The sequence below is a fragment of the Exiguobacterium sp. s48 genome (assembly GCF_018617395.1).
Lineage (GTDB): Bacteria > Bacillota > Bacilli > Exiguobacteriales > Exiguobacteriaceae > Exiguobacterium.
Genome location: NZ_JACSKC010000001.1, coordinates 961,800 through 983,972, shown reverse-complemented (window position 1 = coordinate 983,972; position 22,173 = coordinate 961,800). Strand labels below are relative to the sequence as shown.

Here is a 22,173-nt window from a genome sequence, read left to right as displayed (position 1 = left end):
GTAGGAGGCAAAGTAAGGAGTTTTTATGAGACTAATCATTGCGGAAAAGCCATCACAAGCTCAAAAACTGGCTGCTCCCTATCCATCTAAAAAGCGAAAAGACGAGATTGAAATCTCACCATGTTCCCGTTTTCCTGAAGGGGCGATTGTCGTTTGGGCGGTCGGTCACCTTTGTGAACTTCAAGAACCGTCGCACTATCGTCCGGAATGGAAGTCATGGAAGTACGAGGCACTTCCAATCGTCCCGGAGCGATTTGATTATCGTATTTCAAAAGGGAAATCGAAACCGTTCTATGCCATTAAAAAATGGCTCCATGACCGCTCGATTACCGATGTCATCATTGCTTCAGATGCCGAGCGGGAAGGGGAGGCGATTGTTCGCCTGATTCTAAGACTAGCCGGAAATAAAAAACCGTTAGCGCGATTATGGATTTCGAGTTTGACGGAACAAGCGGTCGACCGTGGGTTCTCGCAACTGTTACCGGGTGAGCAAACGGTCCCATATTATCATGAGGCGATGAGTCGCGCCTGTGCCGACTGGCTCGTCGGAATGAACGCTTCTCGCGCATACACGACCTTGTTGAAGACGATTGGAATTGAGGATGTGTTCTCTCTTGGTCGTGTGCAAACTCCGACACTTGCCTTGATTGTCAATCGCGAACGAGAAATCAAACAGTTCGTACCAGAACCGTACTTTGAAGTCGAGGCGACACTTGCAAAAGGCCGAGGCACATTTAAAGCGAAGTATACATTTGGAAAGACGACAAAGCTCAAAACTCGGGAGGAAGCAGACGCGATTGTGAAACGAGCTTCCGGTACCGTCACGGTCAAGATGATTGACAAAGAAGAAAAAATTGAGCAACCTCCATTTTGGTTCAGTTTGTCTGGGCTTCAGGCAGAAGCGGGGAAGCGATTCGGTTTCGGGGCGAAAAAAACACTCGATATCGCGCAAAAGCTATATACGAAAGGGTGGATCAGCTACCCGCGGACGGATTCTGGCTTTGTCACTCCAGATGAGGCGACGCTGTTTCCTCAAACGAAGGCGAGATTACTAAAGTCATCCGCATATGCGGGTCTACGCGACGTTCTAACCGAGGACCCGTCGAAAAATCGACGCTATGTCAATGCCAAGAAAGTCAGTGACCACTATGCGATCATTCCGACGGAGGCGTGTGGTGACGTCACTCGACTCGGCGGAGATGAGGCAAAGCTGTACGATTTGATCAACCGACGTTTTCTCGCGGCATTTGCACCTGCAGCGAAGCTCGAGAAGACGACAGTTGACTTGATTGACGGAAAAGACCTGTATCGGGCAAAAGGAACCGTCGTTGTGAGTCCCGGTTATCGAGAAGTCGTTGAGATGAAATCAAAAGACGTCGAACTTCCTGCCTTGACGGTCGGTGAAGAATTAAAAGAGAAGAAAGTCGAAGTGTTATCTAAACAGACGGAACCGCCGAAACGGTACACGGAAGGGTCGCTCATTATGGCGATGAAAGTCGCCGGGAAACAGCTCGACGACGAAGAATTGATTCACATCATGAAAGAGGTGGAGGGCCTCGGAACCGAGGCGACTCGTGCCAACATCATTGATGGATTGAAAAAGCGCGGATACGTACAGCTGCAGAAAAAGGAACTCGTTCCGACCGATAAAGGTCGTCTCTTAATCGATGTGCTCGGAGACAGCATTTTAGCTTCGCCCGTCATGACGGCGAAATGGGAGAAGCGACTCCATGAAATCGGACAAGCATCTGCTTCTGCCGCTGAATTTATTGAACAGGCGAAAAAAATGTCGATTCATCTAGTCGAGGAAGCAAAATCGCGGGTCGAGGCAGCGAATCCAGAAGGCTACACGATTGAGGCGAAGCGTTATGGAAAGAAAGGAACCGCTCGACCGAAGGCATCATTTGGTGTCTGTCCGAATTGTGGAAAGGGTCTCGTCGAACATCCGAAGTTTATCGGCTGTAGCGGCTATCGTGAAGGATGTCGCTTCACCGTCTCCAAGCAGGTGCTCGGTGTCGGACTCGTCAAAGACGAACTCAAGCAAATGATCAATGGAGGACAATCAAACGTTCATACATTCAAAAAAGGTGAGAAGACGTTCAATGCTTCTTTATATCTTGAAAAAGGTACACTCCGATTTGAATTCAAATAAAAAAGGGTCGCGCATTAGAGCGGCCCTTCTGTCTTGTCAGTCTTTTCCTGTTTTTGATCGTTTTCGATGCGACGATTGATTTCGTCATAATCGAGGACGATGTCGTCTTTATTATCTTTATAAGCGTACCCTTTTTGGATGACGACGATGGACGCAATCAGGACGAGTAAAATAATTAAGCCGCAGAAGGCAAATATCCAGGCCATAGAAATCCCTCACTTTCTCTCTTCAGTATGCCAAATAGTGAGTCGCCTCTTCAACTGGAATGAACAGACGGTTATTCATAGTGCCACTGAAAAGATATGGTACAATACATTATAGAACATTATGCAGAGAAGGAAGGGATAGTCATGGCGATTTTAATTGTGGACGATGAACCGGTCAATACGCTTGTACTTGAGCAACTGCTTCATAAGCACGACTATAAGACGATATCGGTCTCGAGCGGGGAAGAAGCGCTCGACTTATTGATGGCACCACAAGCCGCATCGCTTTATGATCTCGTCCTACTGGATGTCGAGATGCCTGGGATTTCCGGGATCGAGACATGCAATCGAATTCGTCAGATGGCAGATTACGAAGAGATGCCAATCATCATGGTTTCGGGTCGTACAGATGAAAAGCAGATTGCGGAAGGACTCGATGCAGGGGCGTCAGACTATACGACAAAACCGATTAAAGTGACGGAACTCTTGGCGCGAATTCGATCTGCACTACGCTATAAGGCTGCAGTCGACGAACGAAAAATTTATGAGGCTCGTCTTCAATATGATTTGGATCTTGCTCAAAAGATTCAACAGAGCGCGCTCACGCCACCGATCAGTAATGAGGAAATTGATGTACGCGCTTTATACTTACCATCCAAAAAATTAGCAGGAGACATGTATGCGTGGTTCCAAGTCGCACCAGACCGATACGGGGTCATTATCTTTGACGTCATGGGACATGGGGTCTCATCGGCGCTCATCACGATGGGAATTCGTTCAATTCTTCCGGGTCTTGTCGGTAACGTACAATATCCCGTCGATGTGATGACAGAATTGAACCGTCAAATGACGTTCTTGTTTTCGGGTGATGATATGCATAGCTACTTTACAGCAGTCTACTGTTACATCGATACGACGAAACGTCGAATCGAGTATGTGAATGCGGGTCATCCGCCTGTCATTGTGACGTCAGAAGAAGGCAATTGCCGACTCGAGACGACTGGGGTACCGGTCGGCATGTTCGAGGAACCGAACTATGAGTCAAAAGAGATTGATATCACGCCTAATATGACGCTTCATATGTATACGGATGGACTCATGGAATGCTATAGCAAAGATATCGATGACGGCATCCGATGGCTTGAGAAAGACGTTGCCACACATGGTCTCGACTTTAGTCGACACATTGCAGAACAACTCGTGCCGAAGATTGAGATCGAAGACGACCTATGTCTCGTCACGGTTAAAATTACATGAAGAGAGCCTGGCGCATATAGCGTCAGGCTCTTGCTCGTTAGAAATATCGTTTTCGCCACAGAATATAAAAAGCGAGACCGGAAAATCCAATCATCATCGCAATCGCCATAATGAATCCGAACGATTGCCCTTCCCAAGGGACTTGGACGTTCATTCCGAATATCCCGGATATCATCGTTGGAATACTAAGGACGATGGTAATCGACGCCAAAAATTTCATGACGAAGTTGACGTTGTTCGAGATGATCGATCCAAACGCTTCCATCTTGATGCTGATGATGTCGTTGTAAATCGATGCCATTTCCATCGCTTGACGGTGTTCGACAAAAACGTCCTCTAGCAGTTCCTCGTCCTCTTCGTGTTTCTCCAAACTTGGTGTCTTAACGATTCGGTCTAAAACACTATCGTTCGCTTTTAACGAGGTCATGAAGTAGACAAGCGATTTTTGAAGATTCATCAATTGGAAAATTTCTTGGTTTCGCATCGAGCGTTGCAACTCTTGCTCAAGTTCGTCCATTCTGCGGTCGATTTGACGCAAGAAGCGCAAATACGTCATACTCACCCGATGTAAAATCTGAAAGACGAAACGGCTTCTGTAGTTCGTCCGGAACAGTCTTGCCTTTCCATTTGCGAACAAATTCAACACGTCGAGTTCTCGCGAGCAGACGGTGATGAAATGTCGTCCGGTCACGATGATACCGAGTGGGATGGTATTATAGGCGCGACCGGTATCGTCTTCTTCCACATAAGGGACGTCGATGATCATGAGTAGCCCTTCATCATCTTTTTCAAAACGTGGTTTTTCTTCAATATCAAGTGGATCGTATACAAAGTCTTCTGGAATGCCGGACGCCTCGATGACTTGATCGGCCTCATCTTTTGTCGGATTCACGAGTTGAATCCAGCTTCCTTTATCAAAGTCTTCGATTTCATCCACATGGCCTGATGCGTCAGTACGGTAAATCGTCAGCATGCATCTTCCTCCTACCTTAACTCAATCTTATTATAGGTAGCCAAAATGAAGAGTGCAATCCAAAGCAGGAGTTTTTTTGTTTTCTCTCGAAAACGTGTTACAGTGTAGGGGAACGATTCGATGATCGTTTATAGAGGAGGGGTTACATTGACAAGAATGCCCGAAGACGCTCTGTTCAGTGAAGAAAAGTTAGCGGAGCTCCACCAAATCGCAAATGGAAATATGGATTTTTTAAATAAAATTGCAACCACATACATTCAACAATTTGAGGCGAAATACCCTGAGCTAGAGGCTGCAGTCGAGTTGAACGATTATGCTAAAGTCGAGCAGATTGGCCATTTATTGAAAGGGGCATCTTATTCAGTTGGACTCAATCAGACAGCCCTTCTTTTCCATGACCTTGAAGTGGCGGGAGAAAATGCACATTTAGATGGTGCGTACGAAATATTGGCATTGATCGAGTCTCATAGTAAGCGCTTTTTAACCGAATGGAACACTCATTTCGAACAGTTCACATAAAAAAGTTTGCGACGGAAAAGTCGCAAACTTTTTTTAACCTACAAATTCATCGAGTGTCGCGATGAGGATCCCGATTTCAGGTTTCGTGATTTGGGCGTTCGCACCGACGGCCTCTCCTTTATGTTTCAAATCGTCTGAGATTAGAGACGAGAAGATGATAATTGGAAGGTTGGCATAACGATCCATTTCACGTAGACGTTTCGTCAAGTGAAGTCCATCCATCTGTGGCATCTCAATATCGGTGATGAGTAAATCACATTCGGCACCGTCTTTCTCAAACGCATCGAGTGCCTCCTTCCCATTGTTGAAGACAGTCGTGTTGAAGTAGCCAGCGTCATCTAATGTGTCAAGAATCAGTGTGCGTAGCATCTCTGAATCTTCGGCGAGCCAAATATTTTTGTTCGAACGTTCGCGAGCACCGAGGCGCTTCACGGATTCACGTGCCATGATATCCTTACGTGACAACTCGAGCGCGATTCGCTCGTAGTCGAGCAAAATGATCATCTGATCACCTGTCTTGACGACACCGTTCGTGATACCTTGTACGCCACGTGCGAGATCAGAAGGTGTGTCGATTTGTTCCCACGAGATACGTTTAATTTCGGTCACCTGGTCGACACGAAGAACCGATTTCTCACCGTTAAACTCACAGACAATCAAGCGGTCGTCACTACCGACTTCACGTGGGTGACTGATGACCATCGGTAGATCGATGACGGTCATGACCTCACCACGCAACTCAATTAGCCCCATAATGGCTTCTGGTGTACCCGGAAGTGGTGTCAATGGAAGCATCGTGATAATTTCGCGTACTTTCATGACGTTGATACCAAATAGAAACGGTCCGGCTTGGAAAATCACGATTTCAAGCTCGTTTGTTCCTGCTTCAAGTAAAATATTATGATCAGTGCTCAATGGAAGTCCCTCCTGTTTCACATACTCTCTTCTTTACTATCGGTTTCAATCGACAAATCTACAGTAAAAAAACCTGTATGTCTGATGAGAATTCACAAAAAGTTTCATAGTAACCGTTTACATCTCATAAACCGAATCGTTATAGTTGTCCAATGCAAAAAAATCTGCATACAATGGGGTTGGCAACGAGATATTACAGCTTACTCAGGAGGCAGATAGAGATGATGAGTATGAACACATATCCATATTTATTGAATGGTCAATGGCAGGAATCTTCAAGTAACGAAACGATTGAACTCGTTTCACCATATAAAGACGAAGTCGTAGGTCGCGTTCAAGCAATGTCACGTGACGAAGTCGATGAAGCGATTCATGGCGCAAAACGTGCACAACAAGAATGGGCGGCGCTTCCGGTCAACAAGCGCGCTGAACTGTTGTATGCATGGGCAGAAAAACTCGAAGAACGTGTAGATGAGATTGGTCAAATCATCATGCAGGAAGTCGGGAAAAACTTGAACGACGCGAAGAAAGAAGTCGTCCGTACGGCAGAAATCATTCGTTACACGGCAGAAGAAGGCATTCGTTTCAATGGTGGATTCATGCAAGGTGATTCGTTCCCTGGTGGTTCGAAAAACAAGATGGCCATCATCAAAAAAGAAGCGCTCGGTGTCGTCCTCGCGATTTCACCGTTCAATTATCCGGTCAACTTGGCAGCGGCGAAAATTGCGCCAGCTCTCGTCACCGGGAATGCGGTCGTCTTCAAACCGGCGACACAAGGTGCAATTAGTGGCATCAAGATGGTCGAAGCCCTTCATGATGCAGGTCTTCCGAAAGGTCTGTTGAACCTTGTGACAGGTCGCGGTTCGGTCATCGGTGACTATTTGACATCACACCCAGGAATCGACATGATCACGTTCACAGGTGGAACGGGTACGGGTCAACACTTGTCACAACAAGCGTCGATGGTACCGGTCGTGCTCGAACTCGGTGGGAAAGACCCTGCCCTCGTATTAGAGGATGCAGACATGACGTTAGCTGCTGATCAAATCATCAGTGGGGCATACTCCTATTCAGGTCAACGCTGTACGGCAATCAAACGCGTCTTCGTCCTTGAAGATCAAGCGGATGAACTCGTCGGTATGTTAAAAGAACGTGTTGAAAAACTTTCAGTCGGTTCACCTGAAGAGAACAGCTTCATCGTGCCTTTAGTTGATGGAAAAACGGCAGATTATGTACAAGGTCTGATTGACGATGCTGTCAACAAAAAGGCAACGGTCGTTTACGGCAATAAGCGTGAAGGAAACTTGCTACATCCGACGTTACTCGATCACGTGACGACAGAGATGCGTGTCGCATGGGAAGAACCGTTCGGTCCAGTCCTTCCGATTATCCGCGTGAAATCACTCGACGAGATGATTACACTCACGAACGAATCGGAATTCGGTCTCCAGGCAAGTGTCTTCACACAGAATGTAAATAGCGCCTTCACGGTCGCGGACAAGTTAGAAGTCGGTACGGTCCAAGTGAACGGACGCACGGAACGCGGTCCAGACCACTTCCCGTTCATCGGTGTGAAACAGTCGGGACTCGGCGTTCAAGGAATCGGGCGTAGCCTCGAGACAATGACGCGCGACAAAGTGACGGTTATCAACTTATAATATTCACCATTCGTGAGGGGGAGATATCCCCCTCTTTTTTGTTTGATTGAAAACGCGTCTTTCAGACAGGTATAATGGAGAAAGACAGGAAGAAGGGGTGGTGATGACGTGGCGGACTGGATTTCTAGCCAACTGGCAAGACTCGATATCCCGACACCGTTCGAAGTGGGGAACGTGAACGTATATATCGTTGAACATATGAATCGCTTTTTCATGGTCGACTGTGGACCAGATACGGAAGAGGCGTGGACCTCGTTGAATCGGCAACTTGAAGAGCTTGAACTCTCATTGGCGGATATCGACTTTTTATTTTTGACGCATCATCACGCTGACCATGCGGGGCAGGCGTGGCGACTTCGTGATGCCTCGATTCCGGTGTATGGGCACGAGAAGCTCGTTCGATACTTAGAACAAACTCCAAACTTCTTGAAGCGGGGCAACCACTTCTTACATGAACTGGCCGTCTCGTTCGGGGCACCGGCGCATCTCGTTGAAAAATTACCGGACTATCGGGAAGCATTACGCTGGATTGGGCCGACGACTGTCACGATGACGTTTGATGACGGGCAATCGTTGACACCGGACGGGGCGTGGCAAACGATTCATTTACCTGGACATGCGAGTGACCAACTCGGCTTGATTGGACCCGGTGGAGTCTTGATTGCCGGAGACCATCTCATCGACAAAGTCGAACCGAACCCACTCATTGAACAGCCGTACGATGACGAAGGCTTCGCTTCACCGGTCATCCTCTATATCGATTCGCTAAAAAAATTACGTGGGATCGATTTGAAGCTCGTCGTCAGTGGCCATGGTGAACCGATTCATCATCCGGAGGAACTAATTGAGAGCCGGATCCGCCAACGGTATGAGCGCAGTGAACAATTGCTTGCCGAATGGGAAGACGGGCTCAGTGTCTTCGATTGGTCGATGAAGTTATATGGAAGAAAGATGAAACGTGGAATGCCACTCGTCTTCAGTGAGGTGTTCGCACGGCTCAGTTTACTCGAAGAACGTGGTGACATCGAAAGGGTTCGTAATGACCATAAATGGATTTATACAAAGAAAGAAGTGATGTCGTGAAACGGGTAGTCATTACTGGTGCGTCAAGCGGGCTCGGTGCCGCATTGGCGCATTCTTTTTATGAAAAAGGATGTAGCGTGATCCTCATCGGAAGACATGAAGAACGTTTGAAAACCATTGCGTCCACGTGTGAAGGTGAATGGATGCGCGCAGACGTCACGAAGACGGATGCTCTTGTCGATGATGTGATCAAGCAATTTGGGAAGTTTGACGTTTGGGTCAATAATGCAGGCATGGCCGAATTTGATTTTGTGATTGATCAGTCGACCGATGTGATGGAAGAGACGATGCGTGTGAATGCCATCGCGCCGATGCTGTTATCGCGAGATGTTGCTCGCGTAATGGAGCATGATAGCGTCATCGTCAACATCTGTTCGCAAGCAGCGAAAGTGCCAACACCGAAATCGGCCGTTTATGCTGGGTCGAAGGCGGCGCTTTTACAGTTCTCGAACGCGCTCCGACTCGAGTTGAAGCCTCATGGCATTCACGTCATGACGGTCAATCCGGGACCGATTGCCACGCCGTTTTTTGATCGGGCTGACAAAAGTGGTACATATGCGCAAAGTGTTAAAGGAATCATGCTCGATCCGAAACGATTGGCCGATGCGATTGTCAAAGGAAGTTTTACACGCAAACGCGAAATCAATGCCCCGTGGTGGATGAATATCGGGGCGAATGTGTACGCAATCTGCCCAACCATGTTCGAAATGCTCGCAAAACGGGGATTTGAGAAAAAGTAAAAGGGGGAGAACGATGAAGAAATGGAGAGTATTGTTCGCCACGTTCATGCTCACTTTCGTGGCAGCATGTGGGAATGAACAGGCGGTTGAGTTTTCGGACTCATTTGAAGCCGCGGCTGAGTCAGCGAACGGGTCGACCGTCAACCTATATATGTGGGGTGGGGACGAGGGAATCAACAGCTACATTGATGACTACGTGGCACCACGACTCGAGAAATCTTACGATGTCGAATTAAATCGTGTCGCAATGGATACGGCCGAATTCATTCGACAATTATCACTCGATAAAAAAGCGGACAGACAAGTCGGAACAATCGACGTCGTCTGGATCAATGGCGATAATTTCCGAAATGCGAAAGAAGCTGGACTCCTTCGGAATGGACTGACGGAACGTGTCCCGAATGCCACGTTGTTAAACGAAACGGCACAACAATCAGATGCCGGCACCCCGACAGAGGATTTGGAGCTCGCGTGGGGGAATGTACAGTTCATCTTACATTACGATGCAGCGAAAGTAGACAATCCTCCAAAATCGTTTGAGGAATTACGTCGCTGGACCGAAGACAATCCAGGTCGTTTCACGTATCCTGAAGTCACAGATTTCACGGGGAATGCTTTCGTCCGCCATCTTTTATATGAACGATATGGTGACGAGTTGAACCAAAATGTGACCATTGAAGATTCGTTCTGGGACGATTTAAAAACGTGGTCCCCGAACTTATGGAAAGAGGGACAGACGTATCCAAAGACGCTTGAACAACTCGATCAACTCTATGCATCCGGGGATGTTTGGATGACGATGGGATTCAATGAACGTCGAGCCGAAGGGGAAGTGGTGAACGGAATTTTCCCGAAAGAAACACGCGCGCTTCTTTTAGATCACTCGATTGCCTCGACACACTTCTTAGCAGTCCCTTTCAATGCACCAAATCCAGATGGGGCGCTCGTCCTCATTCAAGAACTGTTGTCGCCTGAAGCGCAGCTCGTGAAACAAGGTCCTGAATATTGGGGAGATGGGACATCACTCGATTTGACAAAACTTGATGCCAACGACCAAAACGCCTTCGAAGAGCTTGGAGACGGCGTGACGTATCCAAATTCAGAACAGTTACTCGAACGTTCGATTCCAGATTACGGACCGAACGTGATTGATACCGTACGCGAGGAGTGGCCACGTGTTGCGAAGTAGTGTCGCATTGACCATACTTGTGTCACTTTTCCCGCTTACAGCGCTCTTATTTCTCGGTATAGAGGCAACCGGGACGGATTGGGGAGCACTGTTGACGGACGAAACGTGGCGAGATAGTTTCGTCACGACGCTATATGTCGTTAGCGTGTCGACCATGTTATCGCTGGTATTCGGGACATGGCTTGCACGAACGGTCGTCAAACAAAGATGGCGATTCACATCGACAATCTTGAAAATCCCGATGTTCGTTCCTCATATCGCTGCGGCGTATTTGTTTTGGTTATTATTCAGTGGGGCGAATGGCTTTGGTGGGATCGAGGCGAACGAGCGAGATTATGTGACGGTCATTTTGACCTACATATGGAAAGAAATACCGTTCGTCTTTTTGATGATGCTCGGGACGTATGAACAATTGAATCGGGGTTACGTTGAAACGGCGAAAACGCTCCAACTCTCTCCCTATGCACAATTCAAACATGCAGAATTCCCGTTCTTGATTAAGCCGTTGCTCGATTCGACCTGGATTTTAGTCGCTTTTATCTCATTTGCGTATGAGGTTCCGGCACTGCTCGGTGTGACTTATCCAAAATTACTCGGGGTCCTCGCATACGAACGACTCTCAACGGGGCTCTATTTGGAAGCGACCGCACCGTATGCCGTCGCCCTTATTTGGACATGTCTCGTCGGATTCGGTGTATTCGTGTCTTACTTAATGACTGCATCCTTAAGACGACGGATTGAACGGGGGGTGAGGCGATGATTCGTCAAGGATTCATCCTATGTCTTACGTTACTCCCGTTTATCAGTCTCTTTTTTATCGCCCCGTCAATGGGAATCGAAAATAATGAGGCCATTGTTCATACGGTTGGATTGACGATCATTTTATCCGGGATCAATGTGTGGCTCGCGACGACGTTTGCCTGGTGGCTCTTATGGACAGAATCAAGATGGAAACATGTCTTAGAATGGCTCGTGTTTTTACCATTGTTCATTCCGATGCTTGCCACTCTCTTCGGACTTTACCTCATCTTAGCGGAAGTTGGACTGATTGGGACATATGTCGGCGTCATGCTTGCCTTGCTCGTCGTGACGATTCCATATTCAATCCGTCTCGCTTATAACGGAATGGCGGTCATCGGTCGTCCACTTTTAGAACAGGCACGACTATTGCCCATGAGTCGACGGGTCGTCTACGTCCTATATCCGCTCTTCTCGAGAACGATGCGTACCATCGCATTATTCTCGACCGTCATTTTACTCAGTCAATTCGCACTCATTCAGCTGATTGGTGCAGGGTTGATCCCGACGGTGACGACAGAATTGTATCAATCTTATGCGGGAAACAATAGAAGTCTCGCGCTCTCGAACACATGGATGCTCATTTTATTTCCCGTAGTCATCTATTTCCTACTTTCCGGATGGAATCGGTGGATGGTGCGCATGTTGAAAGGACGTTTGCAATGAGTTTGAATGTAGTAGATTTACGTAAACAATTTGGTTCAAGGCAAATACTAGATGATGTTGATTTTGAGGTCGCACTTCACGATATTCACGCAATCGTCGGGGTGAGCGGCTCAGGGAAGTCGACGATTCTCCGAATCATCGCGGGTCTCGAGACGGCTGATGGAGGAGATGTGCGGTGGAATCATCGCTCCTTAAACAAAATTCCTGCTCATAAACGTCGCGTGACGATGCTATCGCAGACTGCGTTGTTGTTTCCACATTTGACGGTAGGAGAGAACGTCACACTCGCGACACGTAAGCGTTCACGTAAACAAGCAGAACATTGGTTACAAGTCGTTCGCCTCGGTGACCGTTACGATGCTGAAATACATGAACTATCGGGTGGCGAACAGCAACGCGTGAGTCTTGCCCGGGCTTTAGCGGCAGAACCGGAACTTCTGTTATTGGATGAACCGTTCACAAACCTGGACCCAAAACTAAAACTTGATTTGCAACGCTTCATCCGGGACTTAGTGAAAGAGCTCAACCTAACGGCAGTATTGGTCACCCATGACCGAGAAGAGGCGATGCTCATGGCAGATCGAGTGACACTGCTTGAAGCTGGCAAAGTGACACGGACAGGAACGGTAGAGGAATTGTATGACTCTGAACCTGGATTTGGGGACTTTGTCATGATTGATGGCGAACTTCGACCATTGTCCGAGGTGGAAATATCCGAAACGATTGGCGAACCGGTACAACTGATGAAAAAGATTTATCGGTTTGGTCAGTGTTTCGGCGAATATCATTTTGAAGATGGAAGGTCGATCATGTTACCGACACATGAATGGTTCCAAATCGGAATGATGTATCGAATGAAACGAAAGGAGGAATACCATGCTTGATACGTATGGGAGTCGTTACGTCCAACCCGTCATCGAACGAGTGGCGAATCGACTGCTCAAATGGAACTTCACACCGAATGAGGTAACCATTTTAGGCGGAATCATAGGGGTTTCGACAGGAATCTTTATTTATAATGACATGCACTGGACGGCCGTCATCTTATTGTGGCTATCCGGCTTGTTTGATGTTTTAGATGGGACGATGGCACGTAAATCCAAAAGGACTGGGTTTGGAACGGTGCTCGACCTCGTCCTCGACCGATTTGTTGAATTATCGGTCGTGATTGCCCTCGCACTCCGATACCCGGAATATATGCCGGTTTTTCTCGTTTTGATTGCCTCGTTTGTCATTGCGATGACATTATTTTTAGCTGTCGGAGCGAGTAGTTCAAGGCGATCAGAGAAGACGTTTTATTATCAGCCTGGAATCATTGAACGGACTGAGTGTTTCATCTTGTTCACAATGATGATTCTCTTCCCGAACTGGGTCGGCGGGATTGCCCTCATCTTTTTAGTACTTGAAGTGATGACAATCACGCAACGATTCATCGAAGCACGGAGAATTTTGCGATGAAACCACGATTGGTGTTGGTAGGACTCGGTCATGGTCAGCTTGAAATTCTTGATCGTTTAGAGGAGATTCGAGAGCATTACGACGTTCAATTCATTGGAGGGAACCAGACGGTGTATACCGGTGCGTTTCCTCAAGTGATTGCCAAACTCATGAATTCCGCAACAGTGCAACTGCCCCAACTTGAACCGGTCGCAGAACGCGTGCTATCAATTGATCCCCGTCAACAGACCATACAAACGGAACGGGGATTGTTTCACTACGACCAACTCGTGCTGGCCACTGGTGCAAAAAGCCGAGGGATTGGGACGCCGCTCAAACCGATGTCACAAGCTTTACTTGACCACATCGATTCGAGTCCAGTAGTGACAATCGTCGGTGGGGGCAAGGCCGGCGTGGAATTGGCGTTCACGTGTGCAAGGACGAAAGACGTGACGCTTTATGCGAAAACAATTTTGCCAGACGTGCCACTCCATAGACAGAAGCAAATCGAACGTCTTTTAGTCAAATCAGGCATTATGGTCGTGAAGCAACAGTTTCAAGAGGATGGATCAGAGGGCCTCTTGTTAGATGCGACGGGCGTTGTTCCCGTAGCATGGTGGGCTGAATCTGGGCTGACAAAACCTGACCGTTTTATTGAAACGGATGAATATTTACGTCATCATCAGTTTACAAATATTTATGTAACTGGGGATATGGCATCCTGCTTAAATGGTGGTGTCGATGCTGTCAGGTCGGGACGCTATGTCGCCAAGCGGTTACTCGGTGAGACGAGTCAACCATTTCGAAGACGTCAATCGATGAATATATTACTGACGACACCAGGTCGTGCCATGCTGACATTTGGACAGCTCACGTGGCATGGACGACTTCCATACTACATGAAGCGATTCATTGACTCACGGTATGTACGTCATTATCATTAAAAAATTCCTGCAGCCGATTGGTCTGCAGGAATCAGGTTATGCTTGAATCGTATCGAGGAATGAACGAATTTGCATCTCCGTCTTGGCGTTTGCCGAGTGGAGGTGTTCTTGTTTTACCCCGTCTTTATAGTAAAGAAGTGAAGGGATGCCGCGAACTTCTTGAGCATCCGATAAATCTGGGAGTTCGTCGCGGTCGACGACATGCCAGTTAAATTGTGGATAGTCCTTGACGAGCTCGTCGACATACATGTCGAGACGTTTGCAGTCTGGGCACCATGATGTAGTGAAGACCACCATTCCATGATCTTTTGTGGCTTCGTCAAATTGTTGTGATGAATGAATCGGTTGCATAGACAACTCTCCTTTCTTCTATCTATTTTGTCGGGTTTTACACGAGTCGTCAACAGATTGGCATTCATAAATCCACAGAAGAATGTGATACACTTATAAAAATAGCATGATAAGGAAAAGGTGATGGATATGGCGTTACGTCACGCATTGCTCGGGTTATTGACCCATCAGCCTGCGACCGGGTATGCCCTGAACGCAACGTTCAAGGTGCAGATGATTCATTTTTGGAACGCACATCATACACAGATTTATCGGGAACTGTTAAAGATGGAAGAAGATGACCTTGTCTCAGCGGAGCATATTTCGCAACAGGAGTTGCCAGATAAGAAAATCTACTCGATCACGGACCAAGGACGTGAGGAGTTGATCAACTGGCTACGTCAACCGACAACGTTTCAACCAAAAATGAAAGATGAGAACCTATTGCGAGTCAGTTTGCTTCAATTGCTTCCGGTCGAAGAAGCGGTCCGATATATTGAAGAGACAAAAGCCCATCACGAACAAGTTGCGCAACAAATTCGGATGTTTCAAGAAGAACATCAATCAGATGAAGATACGCTCGGTTATTTATTGACGAGTGAGTATGCAATTCGGATGATGGAAAACTATGCCGGATGGGCAGACTGGGCAATCGAACAGATTAAAGCGCGTAATGAAAAACACGTGACCTGAAACCGTTCAGGTCACGTATTTTGTATATGGATGGATTGGCAGACGGGCAAGTAGTCGGTCTAGCGCTTCTTCATCCACTTCACTCTCAAACGCTCGAATCGTTTCATTTAACTGAGTGACAGAAGATGTACCCGGTAAGACGACGTCACATAACCGTTTCGCGGCAGCGAGCGCGTAGGCTTGAATTGGCTGAGGCATCATCGTGAGCTCACTTGAGAGTTTGTCGTTCGACCACGCCTCAAATCCTTTATCCCCGAGACGCTTCTCCCATTCATCCGTTAATAGTCCTTTGGCAAGAACACCTCGACCAACAATAGGAATTGAAACGTCAAGCGTCTCTGGTCGTCGATCAAGAAGCGAATACGGCGTCATAAGCACATCGAGAGCTCCGGAAGCGGCCCAATGTTTGATGACGTTCGGTCGAATCGACGAAAGTCCGATTTGTCGGATGAGACCTTCACGTTTTTGTGTTTTCGCCCATTCAATCGTTGCATCGAGGTCGTCCTCGAGCGTACCGCCGTGAATATAATACAAATCCAGATATTCGGTCTGCAATCGCTCAAGAGATCCGTGTAACGCTTCCTCTAAATAGGACGGATCAGGATTCCAACGCATCCCGTCCTCAGTCAATTCATTCCCGCCTTTACTCGCCAAAAAGAGCTGTTTTCGTTCCTGACCTAACGTTTCACCGATGATACGCTCGACAGCTTGTCGCGCATAGACGTCTGCTGTATCGATATGGCGAATCCCAGATTGAACGGCTGTCTCTAGGATCTTCTTCGCCTCAACCTCTCCATGTTTCAAAATCGTCATCGTTCCGAGTCCGAGTTCACTCATATAGATTCCTCCTTGTTCGAAATGTTGGTTTGACTCATAATCAGAGTATATCGAAAAGTGAGGGGTAATCATATGGAAGAAAAAACGATTGAGCGGGAAGTTATCTATCAAGGAAAAATCTTCGATGTGGAAAAGCATGTCGTTTCCCTTCCGAATGGAAACACATCGGTACGTGAACTTGTCTACCATAACGGAGCGGTTGCTGTGCTCGTCATTGATGAATCGGACAAGATTGTCATGGTGGAGCAGTACCGAAAAGCGTTTGAATCGATGTCGCTTGAAATCCCAGCAGGCAAACTTGAAAAAGGCGAAGAACCGGTATCGAGTGCTGAACGTGAGTTAGCTGAAGAGACGGGATATACGGCAGAGTCGCTCGAGAAGATTTTCTCTTTCTACGGAGCCCCAGGTTTTTGCAGTGAGCGAGTCGATGTGTTTGTCGCGAGAGGATTATCTGCCGGCGAGATGAACCTCGATGAAGATGAATTTTTAAACGTGAAGCGATATTCTTTTGACGAGGCGGTCGATTTGCTGAACAGAGGTGTCATCACCGATGCGAAGACGATTATGGCGATTCAATGGTGGCAATTGTCTAGATTGAAATAATTCTAATCTAGAAACTTATATGGTAAACTTACATAGTAATGATTTTAAATTGAAAATTGCGTAAAACTTCGGTATGCTTTGAGTAGTGAACTATGTAAAGAGGGGGCGCCTTATGGAAACGCGAATTGAACGAATTAAACAGCAATTGAGCGCCAAAGGATATAAATTAACACCACAACGTGAATCAACAGTACGCATCTTACTTGAGAATGAGACGGACCATTTGAGTGCAGAGAATGTATTCATGCTCGTCAAGAGCATTGCACCTGAAATTGGACTCGCTACGGTCTATCGTACATTAGAGTTGTTGACAGAACTCGGTGTCGTCGATAAAGTCAACTTCGGTGACGGGGTCGCACGCTTCGACCTGCGACCAGAAGGCGCGAATCATTCGCACCACCACCTCGTCTGTGTCGAATGCGGCTCGGTCGAGGAGATTATGGAAGATTTGCTCGTTGATGTGGAGAAAAAAGTCGAGAGCAAATACGAATTTTTGATTAAGGACCATCGCTTGACGTTTCATGGTATCTGCAAAGTATGCCAAGCAAAAGGCGTCACGCTCGAAGGTCATAAAGCAGTCATCAACGGTTAATGTATAAAGGACAGACGACCTATTCAGGTCATCTGTCCTTTTTCAATGTGTAATATAACGTTCAAGAATCTTCGAAATCCCGTCATCATTGTTTGATGTTGTGACTTCAGTCGCTATGTCGATCAATGCATCGACGGCATTTCCCATGGCAATCCCAATTCCCGCATATTCAATGATTGAACGGTCGTTATGACCATCTCCGAAAGCGATGACCTGGTCACGGTCAATCCCTAATTCCTTGAAGACATGACGTAACGCTTTCGCTTTATCGATGCCTAAATCGGTGAATTCATAATACATCGCCGCTGTGAACATGCTCGTGACCCGCCCTGTGAATGGGGCAGCTAGGGCTGGGGCATTTTCTCGTAAGTATGACGGTTCACCAGCAACCAGAATCTTGTGGACTGGAAAGTCGATGATGTCGATCAGGCTCGGTTCTTCTCGCAATTGGAACTGACCTCCTCTTGATTCATATTCGATGATGTTAATCAATTTTCCATTTACGTCAAGTTGTCCTTCGAATACGTCTCGAACATACATATACGTATCATCGTTAATCATTGGGATGACCTCGTAATTCTCTAAATGCTCTAAAATCGAGCGGACATCATCGATTTGCATCGCTTGTTCAAATAACGTGTCGCCTGTTGAAGCGTCCGTGACACACGCCCCATTTGAGGAGACAATCAGTCCATCGAACTCGTTCAGTTTTAACTCTTCAGCATAGCGAATCATGCCTCGTTTCGGACGTCCTGACGCAAGCACCACTTTCACACCTTGTGCTTGCAATGCTAGTAGCGTACGCTTCGTTTGTTCCGTGATCATTTTATCGTCATTTAAGAGTGTGCCGTCTAAATCAAGTAAAATTGCCTGGATCATGTGTGTTGTCTCCTTTTGATTAAATGGTCAATTCGACAGTGTTACCCTCTGGATCAAGGATGACACTTTCATAATAGCCGTCACCGGTCATCCGTGGACCGTCGACATGTGTGTATCCATCAAGTTGAAAACGTTCCGTCAATGCATCTACCGTTTGCGTACTCCCGAGCGAGAAGGCGATGTGTGCATAGCCAATCGTTTCTTTTGGATGCGATACGAGATTTGGCCGTTGCATTATCTCGAGTCGGCAACGTGAATCTGGAAACGTCAAAAAGTATGATTCAAACTGTTTCTTCTTGTTTTCATATTTATCATTGGACTTTGCGCCAAAATAGACTTCATAAAATCGGCGCATGTTTTCGATGTCGTTCACCCAAATCGCGACATGTTCGATTCTCATATATTCTCCTCCTGTGGTGTGCGTCTAAGGATTAGATTCAATCGTTCTGTATTGAAGAGCATCCCGGTCATAATCAAGATGATCACGACCGGTAAAAAGCGGAGTGAGGTCATAGATACAATCAATCCGAATAGTGGGGGGAGAAACGTACTCCCTGAGTAGGCAAATGCCATTTGAAAACCCATCAATCGCTTCGATTGTGCCGAGCCGAACCGACTCGGCGTATCGTGAAGCATGCTCGGATATATCGGTGCCAATCCAAAACCGATCAACATTAATCCGATTAGCATCGTCGCGGACGTCGGGATGAAGAAAAGGATGCTACCGAAGAGAGCGAGCATTTGTCCCATCCGAATCATCTGTCTGTTCGTGAAACGGAAGGAGAGGAATCCGCTCAGGAATCGTCCGATTGTGATGCTGCCATAGTAGATGGACACCCATGCTGCTGCTGTCGCAATCGAAAACTGTTTCAGCTGAACGAGATAACTACTCGTCCATAACCCAATCAACGCTTCGACCCCGCAGTAAAGTAAAAATGTGACCAACGCATAGGAGACTCCTGTCGGTAGCTTACGATTGAGTGTTGTTACGGCTGTTTCTTGAAGTTGTGAAATGGACGTCTCTTTCTGTTTCCAAAGTGGAAAGGATAACCACAATATGAGAGCTAAGCTGAACTGAACGGCAGCGATGATCAAATAGCCGTCCCGCCATCCATTCTCCGTCAATACACTCGCCATAACGAGTGGCCCTCCGGTAGCGCCAATCCCCCAAAAACAATGTAGCCAGTTCATGTGGTGCGCCTTATAATGTTCCGCCACGTAATGGTTCAGTGCGGCATCGACGGCACCCGCTCCGAGTCCGAGCGGGATGGCGACCACAAATAACCAACCGATTGAAGGCGCGATGTAAAATCCAAATAGACAGATCGCGGTGAGCAACGTTGAACCGAATGTAACTTGTTTCGTGTCGAAACGTTCCAACAGCTTCCCACTTAATAGGCTTGAAAGAATCGTTCCCCCGGCTATCGTCATGAAAATCCATCCGAGCATCGATACAGGTGCTGAGAATTCTCGATGCATAAGTGGCCACCCGACACCGAGCAATGCATCTGGAAGACCAAGGCTGATAAACGCGATATAAATCACGGCCAATAATAAAATCGTCATACGCCACCTCGCTGAATCGTTTCGAGCATCAATTCAATACCAAGTCGTGCTAGTCCAGAAAAATAATCTTCTTCCCATTCCCCTATGTGAAGAACAGGAATATGACGAGAAGGGAGATATCGTTCACATGCACGATTAATGTGAGGCAAATCTTCTAGAACGAGATCGACATCTGAAAAAATGAATGCATGTGGGTTGAGTGTCGCAGCGAACGTAGCGACTAGACGTCCCATTGCATCAATCTCTTCTTCTTTCAGGACGTTCGGTCCATAAGACTTGTTTTTAATTCGGTCATAAAAAGATGCATGATCATAAAGCGGAAGAAACGAAACCTCGCCGCTGAATCCGGATTGTCCCCTGACGACATGTCCATCGACTAAGATGCCGGCACCGGGACCGTTCTTCCCAAGCCCGAGATAGACGATAGACTGATGTGTTGAGGTCTCATCCCGTTTAGAGAATCCGTAGACGGCAGCGTTCATATCATTTTCAATGACGACCGGAAGGCCGGTCCGGTCCATCAACCAATTCTTCAAATCTAAATGAGCCAGAGACGGATATTCTGGGGCGAAAACAATCCGACCCCTATCTACTGCAGCGGCGACGCCGACAGAGATGGCGCCAAGCTTTATGGTGTGTTGATCGAATGCATCAACGAGGGTGCCTAACGTCTCTAAATGAGTTCCCGTGACGAAAGACACGCCTTCCTCTGCAATCTGATTTTGACAGTCAATCAAGCGATAGTGAATCTCGTTCGCTTCGATATATAAGGTCAGGCAATGTCGGAAGGTTGAATTGTAACGATAACTTTTTGCAGGACGTCCACCTTTAGGAGCGTGTTGCCCATGTTCGATGACCTCACCATATTCAATCATGTCATCGATCATTTTTTTTACGGTGGGGAATGAAACGTGTGTGATCTTACTTAACTCAGAGACCGTCGATACGTCGTGGAGGACGATTTGCTTTCGGATGTCGACGAGTAATTCATGTTGTGGATCTTTCATCACAATCAAACTCCAATCTACTTTTTAAAATATTTTAATAAGTCATACGTAGTATATCGCTTCTGTGTTGGATATGCCAGAAAAATAAGAAAATAGAGCTGTAGATTCCTCACGTTTATGTTCACAAAAAATTGAATAAAAAATGAGGTCAGACATCTTCACAACAGTTTACATAAGTGATATGCTGTAAGCGTATTCAGGTGAAACAAGGAAGGAGGAGGGTATGATGCGTTCGCATATTGAGTCATTTCTTCAATACATGACGGTTGAAAAGCGGATGTCCGCAAATACGAGACAAGCGTATGCGAGCGATTTGACGCAATACGCATCGACCTTGACCCAACTTGAGGTGGAAGATTGGAACGAGGTGACACGATCACACATCGTCAAACATATCGAAGAACTGTCACAAGCAGGACGAGCCTCATCGTCGTTGAGACGGGCTGTTAGTTCAATCCGAATGTTCCATCATCATCTCAAACTGACCGGGGTAACGACGACCGATCCGTCTCTATATTTAGAGACACCAAAAGCAGAGAAACAACTTCCCGATACATGGTCACAAGCGGAAGTCGAGCGACTCTTGGACAGCGTGCCGACGTCCGACCCACTCTCGCTTCGAGACCGTGCCATGCTTGAACTGCTATATGGGACGGGAATGCGAGTCAGTGAACTTTTAGGTCTGGATTTGGATGATTTGCAGTTTGAATTGGGGTATCTACAATGTGAAGGGAAAGGTGAGCGCGCCCGAATCATCCCGGTTTCCTCCGTCGCTCAAGGCTTTGTCGAGCGCTATATCCAGCAAGCTCGTAACGGGCTCGGCGGAAGAGAAACAGAGGCGCTCTTTTTAAACGGAAGAGGGGGACGGCTCAGTCGTCAAGGATTTTGGAAGATGATCAAACGACGTGCCAAACTTGCGGGTATCGATAAAGAGATTACTCCGCATGTGCTCCGTCATTCGTTTGCGACACACCTGCTTGAAAATGGGGCGGATTTACGCGCCATTCAACAGATGCTCGGTCACGCGGATTTGGCGACGACACAAGTGTATACGCATGTCAACAAGTCGCGATTACAGGATGTGTATCGCAAGCATCACCCTCGTGCCTAACTATCGAAAAGGAGGATT

At 47.1% G+C, this 22,173-nt stretch carries 25 protein-coding genes; 16 read left to right on the top strand and 9 right to left on the bottom strand.

Features of this window, described 5'->3' with window-relative positions:
• Positions 1-25: 25 nt before the first annotated feature.
• On the top strand, positions 26-2,152 hold the full coding sequence (locus tag KNO66_RS05065; RefSeq protein WP_214741016.1) for a DNA topoisomerase III: 2,127 nt from the start codon (positions 26-28) through the stop codon (positions 2,150-2,152).
• Between the two features lie 14 nt (positions 2,153-2,166).
• Here KNO66_RS05065 and ytzI read toward each other — a convergent pair whose 3' ends face one another.
• A complete protein-coding gene (gene ytzI, locus KNO66_RS05060; RefSeq protein ID WP_214741014.1) occupies positions 2,167-2,358 on the bottom strand; it encodes a YtzI protein in 192 nt (63 codons plus the stop codon).
• Between the two features lie 144 nt (positions 2,359-2,502).
• On the opposite strand from ytzI, the gene KNO66_RS05055 reads away from it, so the two are divergent.
• Positions 2,503-3,615 carry a PP2C family protein-serine/threonine phosphatase gene (locus tag KNO66_RS05055; protein WP_214741012.1) on the top strand — a complete coding sequence of 371 codons (1,113 nt, stop codon included), beginning with the start codon at positions 2,503-2,505 and terminating at the stop codon, positions 3,613-3,615.
• 37 nt (positions 3,616-3,652) lie between these two features.
• Here the strand turns inward: KNO66_RS05055 and KNO66_RS05050 are convergent, their stop codons facing one another.
• On the bottom strand, positions 3,653-4,588 hold the full coding sequence (locus tag KNO66_RS05050) for a magnesium transporter CorA family protein (RefSeq protein ID WP_214741010.1): 936 nt from the start codon (positions 4,586-4,588) through the stop codon (positions 3,653-3,655).
• 156 nt (positions 4,589-4,744) lie between these two features.
• Between KNO66_RS05050 and KNO66_RS05045 the strand changes: the two genes are divergently transcribed.
• A complete protein-coding gene (locus tag KNO66_RS05045; RefSeq protein ID WP_251128102.1) occupies positions 4,745-5,107 on the top strand; it encodes an Hpt domain-containing protein in 363 nt (120 codons plus the stop codon).
• Positions 5,108-5,140: 33 nt separating this feature from the next.
• Here the strand turns inward: KNO66_RS05045 and KNO66_RS05040 are convergent, their stop codons facing one another.
• Positions 5,141-6,022 (bottom strand): chemotaxis protein CheV, encoded by an 882-nt coding sequence (locus KNO66_RS05040; protein WP_214741006.1) that lies wholly within the window; start codon positions 6,020-6,022, stop codon positions 5,141-5,143.
• A 221-nt stretch (positions 6,023-6,243) separates the two neighbouring features.
• Here KNO66_RS05040 and KNO66_RS05035 point away from each other — a divergent pair, with 221 nt between their 5' ends.
• The 9 genes from KNO66_RS05035 (at position 6,244) to KNO66_RS04995 (ending at position 14,537) form a co-directional block, all read left to right on the top strand.
• Complete coding sequence (locus KNO66_RS05035; protein ID WP_214741004.1) at positions 6,244-7,680, top strand: NADP-dependent glyceraldehyde-3-phosphate dehydrogenase; 1,437 nt, start codon at positions 6,244-6,246, stop codon at positions 7,678-7,680.
• Between the two features lie 108 nt (positions 7,681-7,788).
• Positions 7,789-8,763, top strand: a complete 975-nt coding sequence (locus KNO66_RS05030) for an MBL fold metallo-hydrolase (protein WP_214741002.1) — start codon at positions 7,789-7,791, stop codon at positions 8,761-8,763.
• Complete coding sequence (locus KNO66_RS05025; RefSeq protein ID WP_214741000.1) at positions 8,760-9,503, top strand: SDR family NAD(P)-dependent oxidoreductase; 744 nt, start codon at positions 8,760-8,762, stop codon at positions 9,501-9,503. The genes KNO66_RS05030 and KNO66_RS05025 overlap by 4 nt, the downstream gene beginning before the upstream one ends.
• Positions 9,504-9,516: 13 nt before the next feature.
• Positions 9,517-10,692: an ABC transporter substrate-binding protein gene (locus KNO66_RS05020; RefSeq protein ID WP_214740998.1), complete on the top strand. Its 1,176-nt coding sequence runs from the start codon at positions 9,517-9,519 to the stop codon at positions 10,690-10,692.
• On the top strand, positions 10,679-11,452 hold the full coding sequence (locus tag KNO66_RS05015; RefSeq protein WP_214740996.1) for an ABC transporter permease: 774 nt from the start codon (positions 10,679-10,681) through the stop codon (positions 11,450-11,452). Before KNO66_RS05020 ends, KNO66_RS05015 begins: the two co-directional genes overlap by 14 nt.
• Positions 11,449-12,156, top strand: a complete 708-nt coding sequence (locus tag KNO66_RS05010) for an ABC transporter permease (RefSeq protein WP_214740994.1) — start codon at positions 11,449-11,451, stop codon at positions 12,154-12,156. The genes KNO66_RS05015 and KNO66_RS05010 overlap by 4 nt, the downstream gene beginning before the upstream one ends.
• Positions 12,153-13,040: an ABC transporter ATP-binding protein gene (locus tag KNO66_RS05005; RefSeq protein WP_214740992.1), complete on the top strand. Its 888-nt coding sequence runs from the start codon at positions 12,153-12,155 to the stop codon at positions 13,038-13,040. Before KNO66_RS05010 ends, KNO66_RS05005 begins: the two co-directional genes overlap by 4 nt.
• The gene (locus tag KNO66_RS05000) at positions 13,033-13,614 is read left to right on the top strand and encodes a CDP-alcohol phosphatidyltransferase family protein (protein WP_214740990.1); all 582 of its coding nucleotides are present in this window, start codon (positions 13,033-13,035) and stop codon (positions 13,612-13,614) included. Before KNO66_RS05005 ends, KNO66_RS05000 begins: the two co-directional genes overlap by 8 nt.
• Complete coding sequence (locus tag KNO66_RS04995; RefSeq protein WP_214740988.1) at positions 13,611-14,537, top strand: NAD(P)/FAD-dependent oxidoreductase; 927 nt, start codon at positions 13,611-13,613, stop codon at positions 14,535-14,537. Before KNO66_RS05000 ends, KNO66_RS04995 begins: the two co-directional genes overlap by 4 nt.
• Positions 14,538-14,573: 36 nt before the next feature.
• Here the strand turns inward: KNO66_RS04995 and KNO66_RS04990 are convergent, their stop codons facing one another.
• On the bottom strand, positions 14,574-14,888 hold the full coding sequence (locus tag KNO66_RS04990) for a thioredoxin family protein (RefSeq protein ID WP_214740986.1): 315 nt from the start codon (positions 14,886-14,888) through the stop codon (positions 14,574-14,576).
• A gap of 129 nt (positions 14,889-15,017) precedes the next feature.
• Here KNO66_RS04990 and KNO66_RS04985 point away from each other — a divergent pair, with 129 nt between their 5' ends.
• Positions 15,018-15,560, top strand: a complete 543-nt coding sequence (locus KNO66_RS04985) for a PadR family transcriptional regulator (protein ID WP_214740983.1) — start codon at positions 15,018-15,020, stop codon at positions 15,558-15,560.
• 6 nt (positions 15,561-15,566) lie between these two features.
• On the opposite strand, the gene KNO66_RS04980 is transcribed toward KNO66_RS04985, so the two are convergent.
• Positions 15,567-16,397 carry an aldo/keto reductase gene (locus tag KNO66_RS04980; RefSeq protein WP_214740981.1) on the bottom strand — a complete coding sequence of 277 codons (831 nt, stop codon included), beginning with the start codon at positions 16,395-16,397 and terminating at the stop codon, positions 15,567-15,569.
• 72 nt (positions 16,398-16,469) lie between these two features.
• Here KNO66_RS04980 and KNO66_RS04975 point away from each other — a divergent pair, with 72 nt between their 5' ends.
• A complete protein-coding gene (locus KNO66_RS04975; RefSeq protein WP_214740979.1) occupies positions 16,470-17,000 on the top strand; it encodes an NUDIX domain-containing protein in 531 nt (176 codons plus the stop codon).
• Positions 17,001-17,112: 112 nt separating this feature from the next.
• Positions 17,113-17,592, top strand: a complete 480-nt coding sequence (gene fur / locus KNO66_RS04970) for a ferric iron uptake transcriptional regulator (RefSeq protein ID WP_016509373.1) — start codon at positions 17,113-17,115, stop codon at positions 17,590-17,592.
• Positions 17,593-17,634: 42 nt separating this feature from the next.
• On the opposite strand, the gene KNO66_RS04965 is transcribed toward fur, so the two are convergent.
• From KNO66_RS04965 to KNO66_RS04950, 4 genes are read right to left on the bottom strand one after another with little or no spacing between them, the layout of a single operon-like run.
• A complete protein-coding gene (locus KNO66_RS04965; protein ID WP_214740977.1) occupies positions 17,635-18,471 on the bottom strand; it encodes a Cof-type HAD-IIB family hydrolase in 837 nt (278 codons plus the stop codon).
• Positions 18,472-18,490: 19 nt separating this feature from the next.
• A complete protein-coding gene (locus tag KNO66_RS04960) occupies positions 18,491-18,871 on the bottom strand; it encodes a VOC family protein (protein WP_214740975.1) in 381 nt (126 codons plus the stop codon).
• Positions 18,868-20,037, bottom strand: a complete 1,170-nt coding sequence (locus tag KNO66_RS04955; protein ID WP_214740973.1) for an MFS transporter — start codon at positions 20,035-20,037, stop codon at positions 18,868-18,870. The genes KNO66_RS04960 and KNO66_RS04955 overlap by 4 nt, the downstream gene beginning before the upstream one ends.
• Positions 20,034-21,044 (bottom strand): ROK family protein, encoded by a 1,011-nt coding sequence (locus tag KNO66_RS04950; protein WP_214740971.1) that lies wholly within the window; start codon positions 21,042-21,044, stop codon positions 20,034-20,036. The genes KNO66_RS04955 and KNO66_RS04950 overlap by 4 nt, the downstream gene beginning before the upstream one ends.
• Positions 21,045-21,270: 226 nt before the next feature.
• Between KNO66_RS04950 and xerD the strand changes: the two genes are divergently transcribed.
• Positions 21,271-22,155: a site-specific tyrosine recombinase XerD gene (xerD, locus tag KNO66_RS04945; protein ID WP_214740969.1), complete on the top strand. Its 885-nt coding sequence runs from the start codon at positions 21,271-21,273 to the stop codon at positions 22,153-22,155.
• Positions 22,156-22,173 lie beyond the last annotated feature (18 nt).

Excerpts from the sequence above, each read along its gene's own strand:
- KNO66_RS05065 (WP_214741016.1), top strand. The coding sequence starts at position 26 with ATGAGACTAATCATTGCGGAAAAGCCATCACAAGCTCAAAAACTGGCT.
- ytzI (WP_214741014.1), bottom strand. The coding sequence starts at position 2,358 with ATGGCCTGGATATTTGCCTTCTGCGGCTTAATTATTTTACTCGTCCTG.
- KNO66_RS05055 (WP_214741012.1), top strand. The coding sequence starts at position 2,503 with ATGGCGATTTTAATTGTGGACGATGAACCGGTCAATACGCTTGTACTT.
- KNO66_RS05050 (WP_214741010.1), bottom strand. The coding sequence starts at position 4,588 with ATGCTGACGATTTACCGTACTGACGCATCAGGCCATGTGGATGAAATC.
- KNO66_RS05045 (WP_251128102.1), top strand. The coding sequence starts at position 4,745 with ATGCCCGAAGACGCTCTGTTCAGTGAAGAAAAGTTAGCGGAGCTCCAC.
- KNO66_RS05035 (WP_214741004.1), top strand. The coding sequence starts at position 6,244 with ATGATGAGTATGAACACATATCCATATTTATTGAATGGTCAATGGCAG.
- KNO66_RS05020 (WP_214740998.1), top strand. The coding sequence starts at position 9,517 with ATGAAGAAATGGAGAGTATTGTTCGCCACGTTCATGCTCACTTTCGTG.
- KNO66_RS05010 (WP_214740994.1), top strand. The coding sequence starts at position 11,449 with ATGATTCGTCAAGGATTCATCCTATGTCTTACGTTACTCCCGTTTATC.
- KNO66_RS05005 (WP_214740992.1), top strand. The coding sequence starts at position 12,153 with ATGAGTTTGAATGTAGTAGATTTACGTAAACAATTTGGTTCAAGGCAA.
- KNO66_RS05000 (WP_214740990.1), top strand. The coding sequence starts at position 13,033 with ATGCTTGATACGTATGGGAGTCGTTACGTCCAACCCGTCATCGAACGA.
- KNO66_RS04995 (WP_214740988.1), top strand. The coding sequence starts at position 13,611 with ATGAAACCACGATTGGTGTTGGTAGGACTCGGTCATGGTCAGCTTGAA.
- KNO66_RS04990 (WP_214740986.1), bottom strand. The coding sequence starts at position 14,888 with ATGCAACCGATTCATTCATCACAACAATTTGACGAAGCCACAAAAGAT.
- KNO66_RS04985 (WP_214740983.1), top strand. The coding sequence starts at position 15,018 with ATGGCGTTACGTCACGCATTGCTCGGGTTATTGACCCATCAGCCTGCG.
- KNO66_RS04980 (WP_214740981.1), bottom strand. The coding sequence starts at position 16,397 with ATGAGTGAACTCGGACTCGGAACGATGACGATTTTGAAACATGGAGAG.
- KNO66_RS04975 (WP_214740979.1), top strand. The coding sequence starts at position 16,470 with ATGGAAGAAAAAACGATTGAGCGGGAAGTTATCTATCAAGGAAAAATC.
- fur (WP_016509373.1), top strand. The coding sequence starts at position 17,113 with ATGGAAACGCGAATTGAACGAATTAAACAGCAATTGAGCGCCAAAGGA.
- KNO66_RS04965 (WP_214740977.1), bottom strand. The coding sequence starts at position 18,471 with ATGATCCAGGCAATTTTACTTGATTTAGACGGCACACTCTTAAATGAC.
- KNO66_RS04960 (WP_214740975.1), bottom strand. The coding sequence starts at position 18,871 with ATGAGAATCGAACATGTCGCGATTTGGGTGAACGACATCGAAAACATG.
- KNO66_RS04955 (WP_214740973.1), bottom strand. The coding sequence starts at position 20,037 with ATGACGATTTTATTATTGGCCGTGATTTATATCGCGTTTATCAGCCTT.
- KNO66_RS04950 (WP_214740971.1), bottom strand. The coding sequence starts at position 21,044 with ATGAAAGATCCACAACATGAATTACTCGTCGACATCCGAAAGCAAATC.
- xerD (WP_214740969.1), top strand. The coding sequence starts at position 21,271 with ATGCGTTCGCATATTGAGTCATTTCTTCAATACATGACGGTTGAAAAG.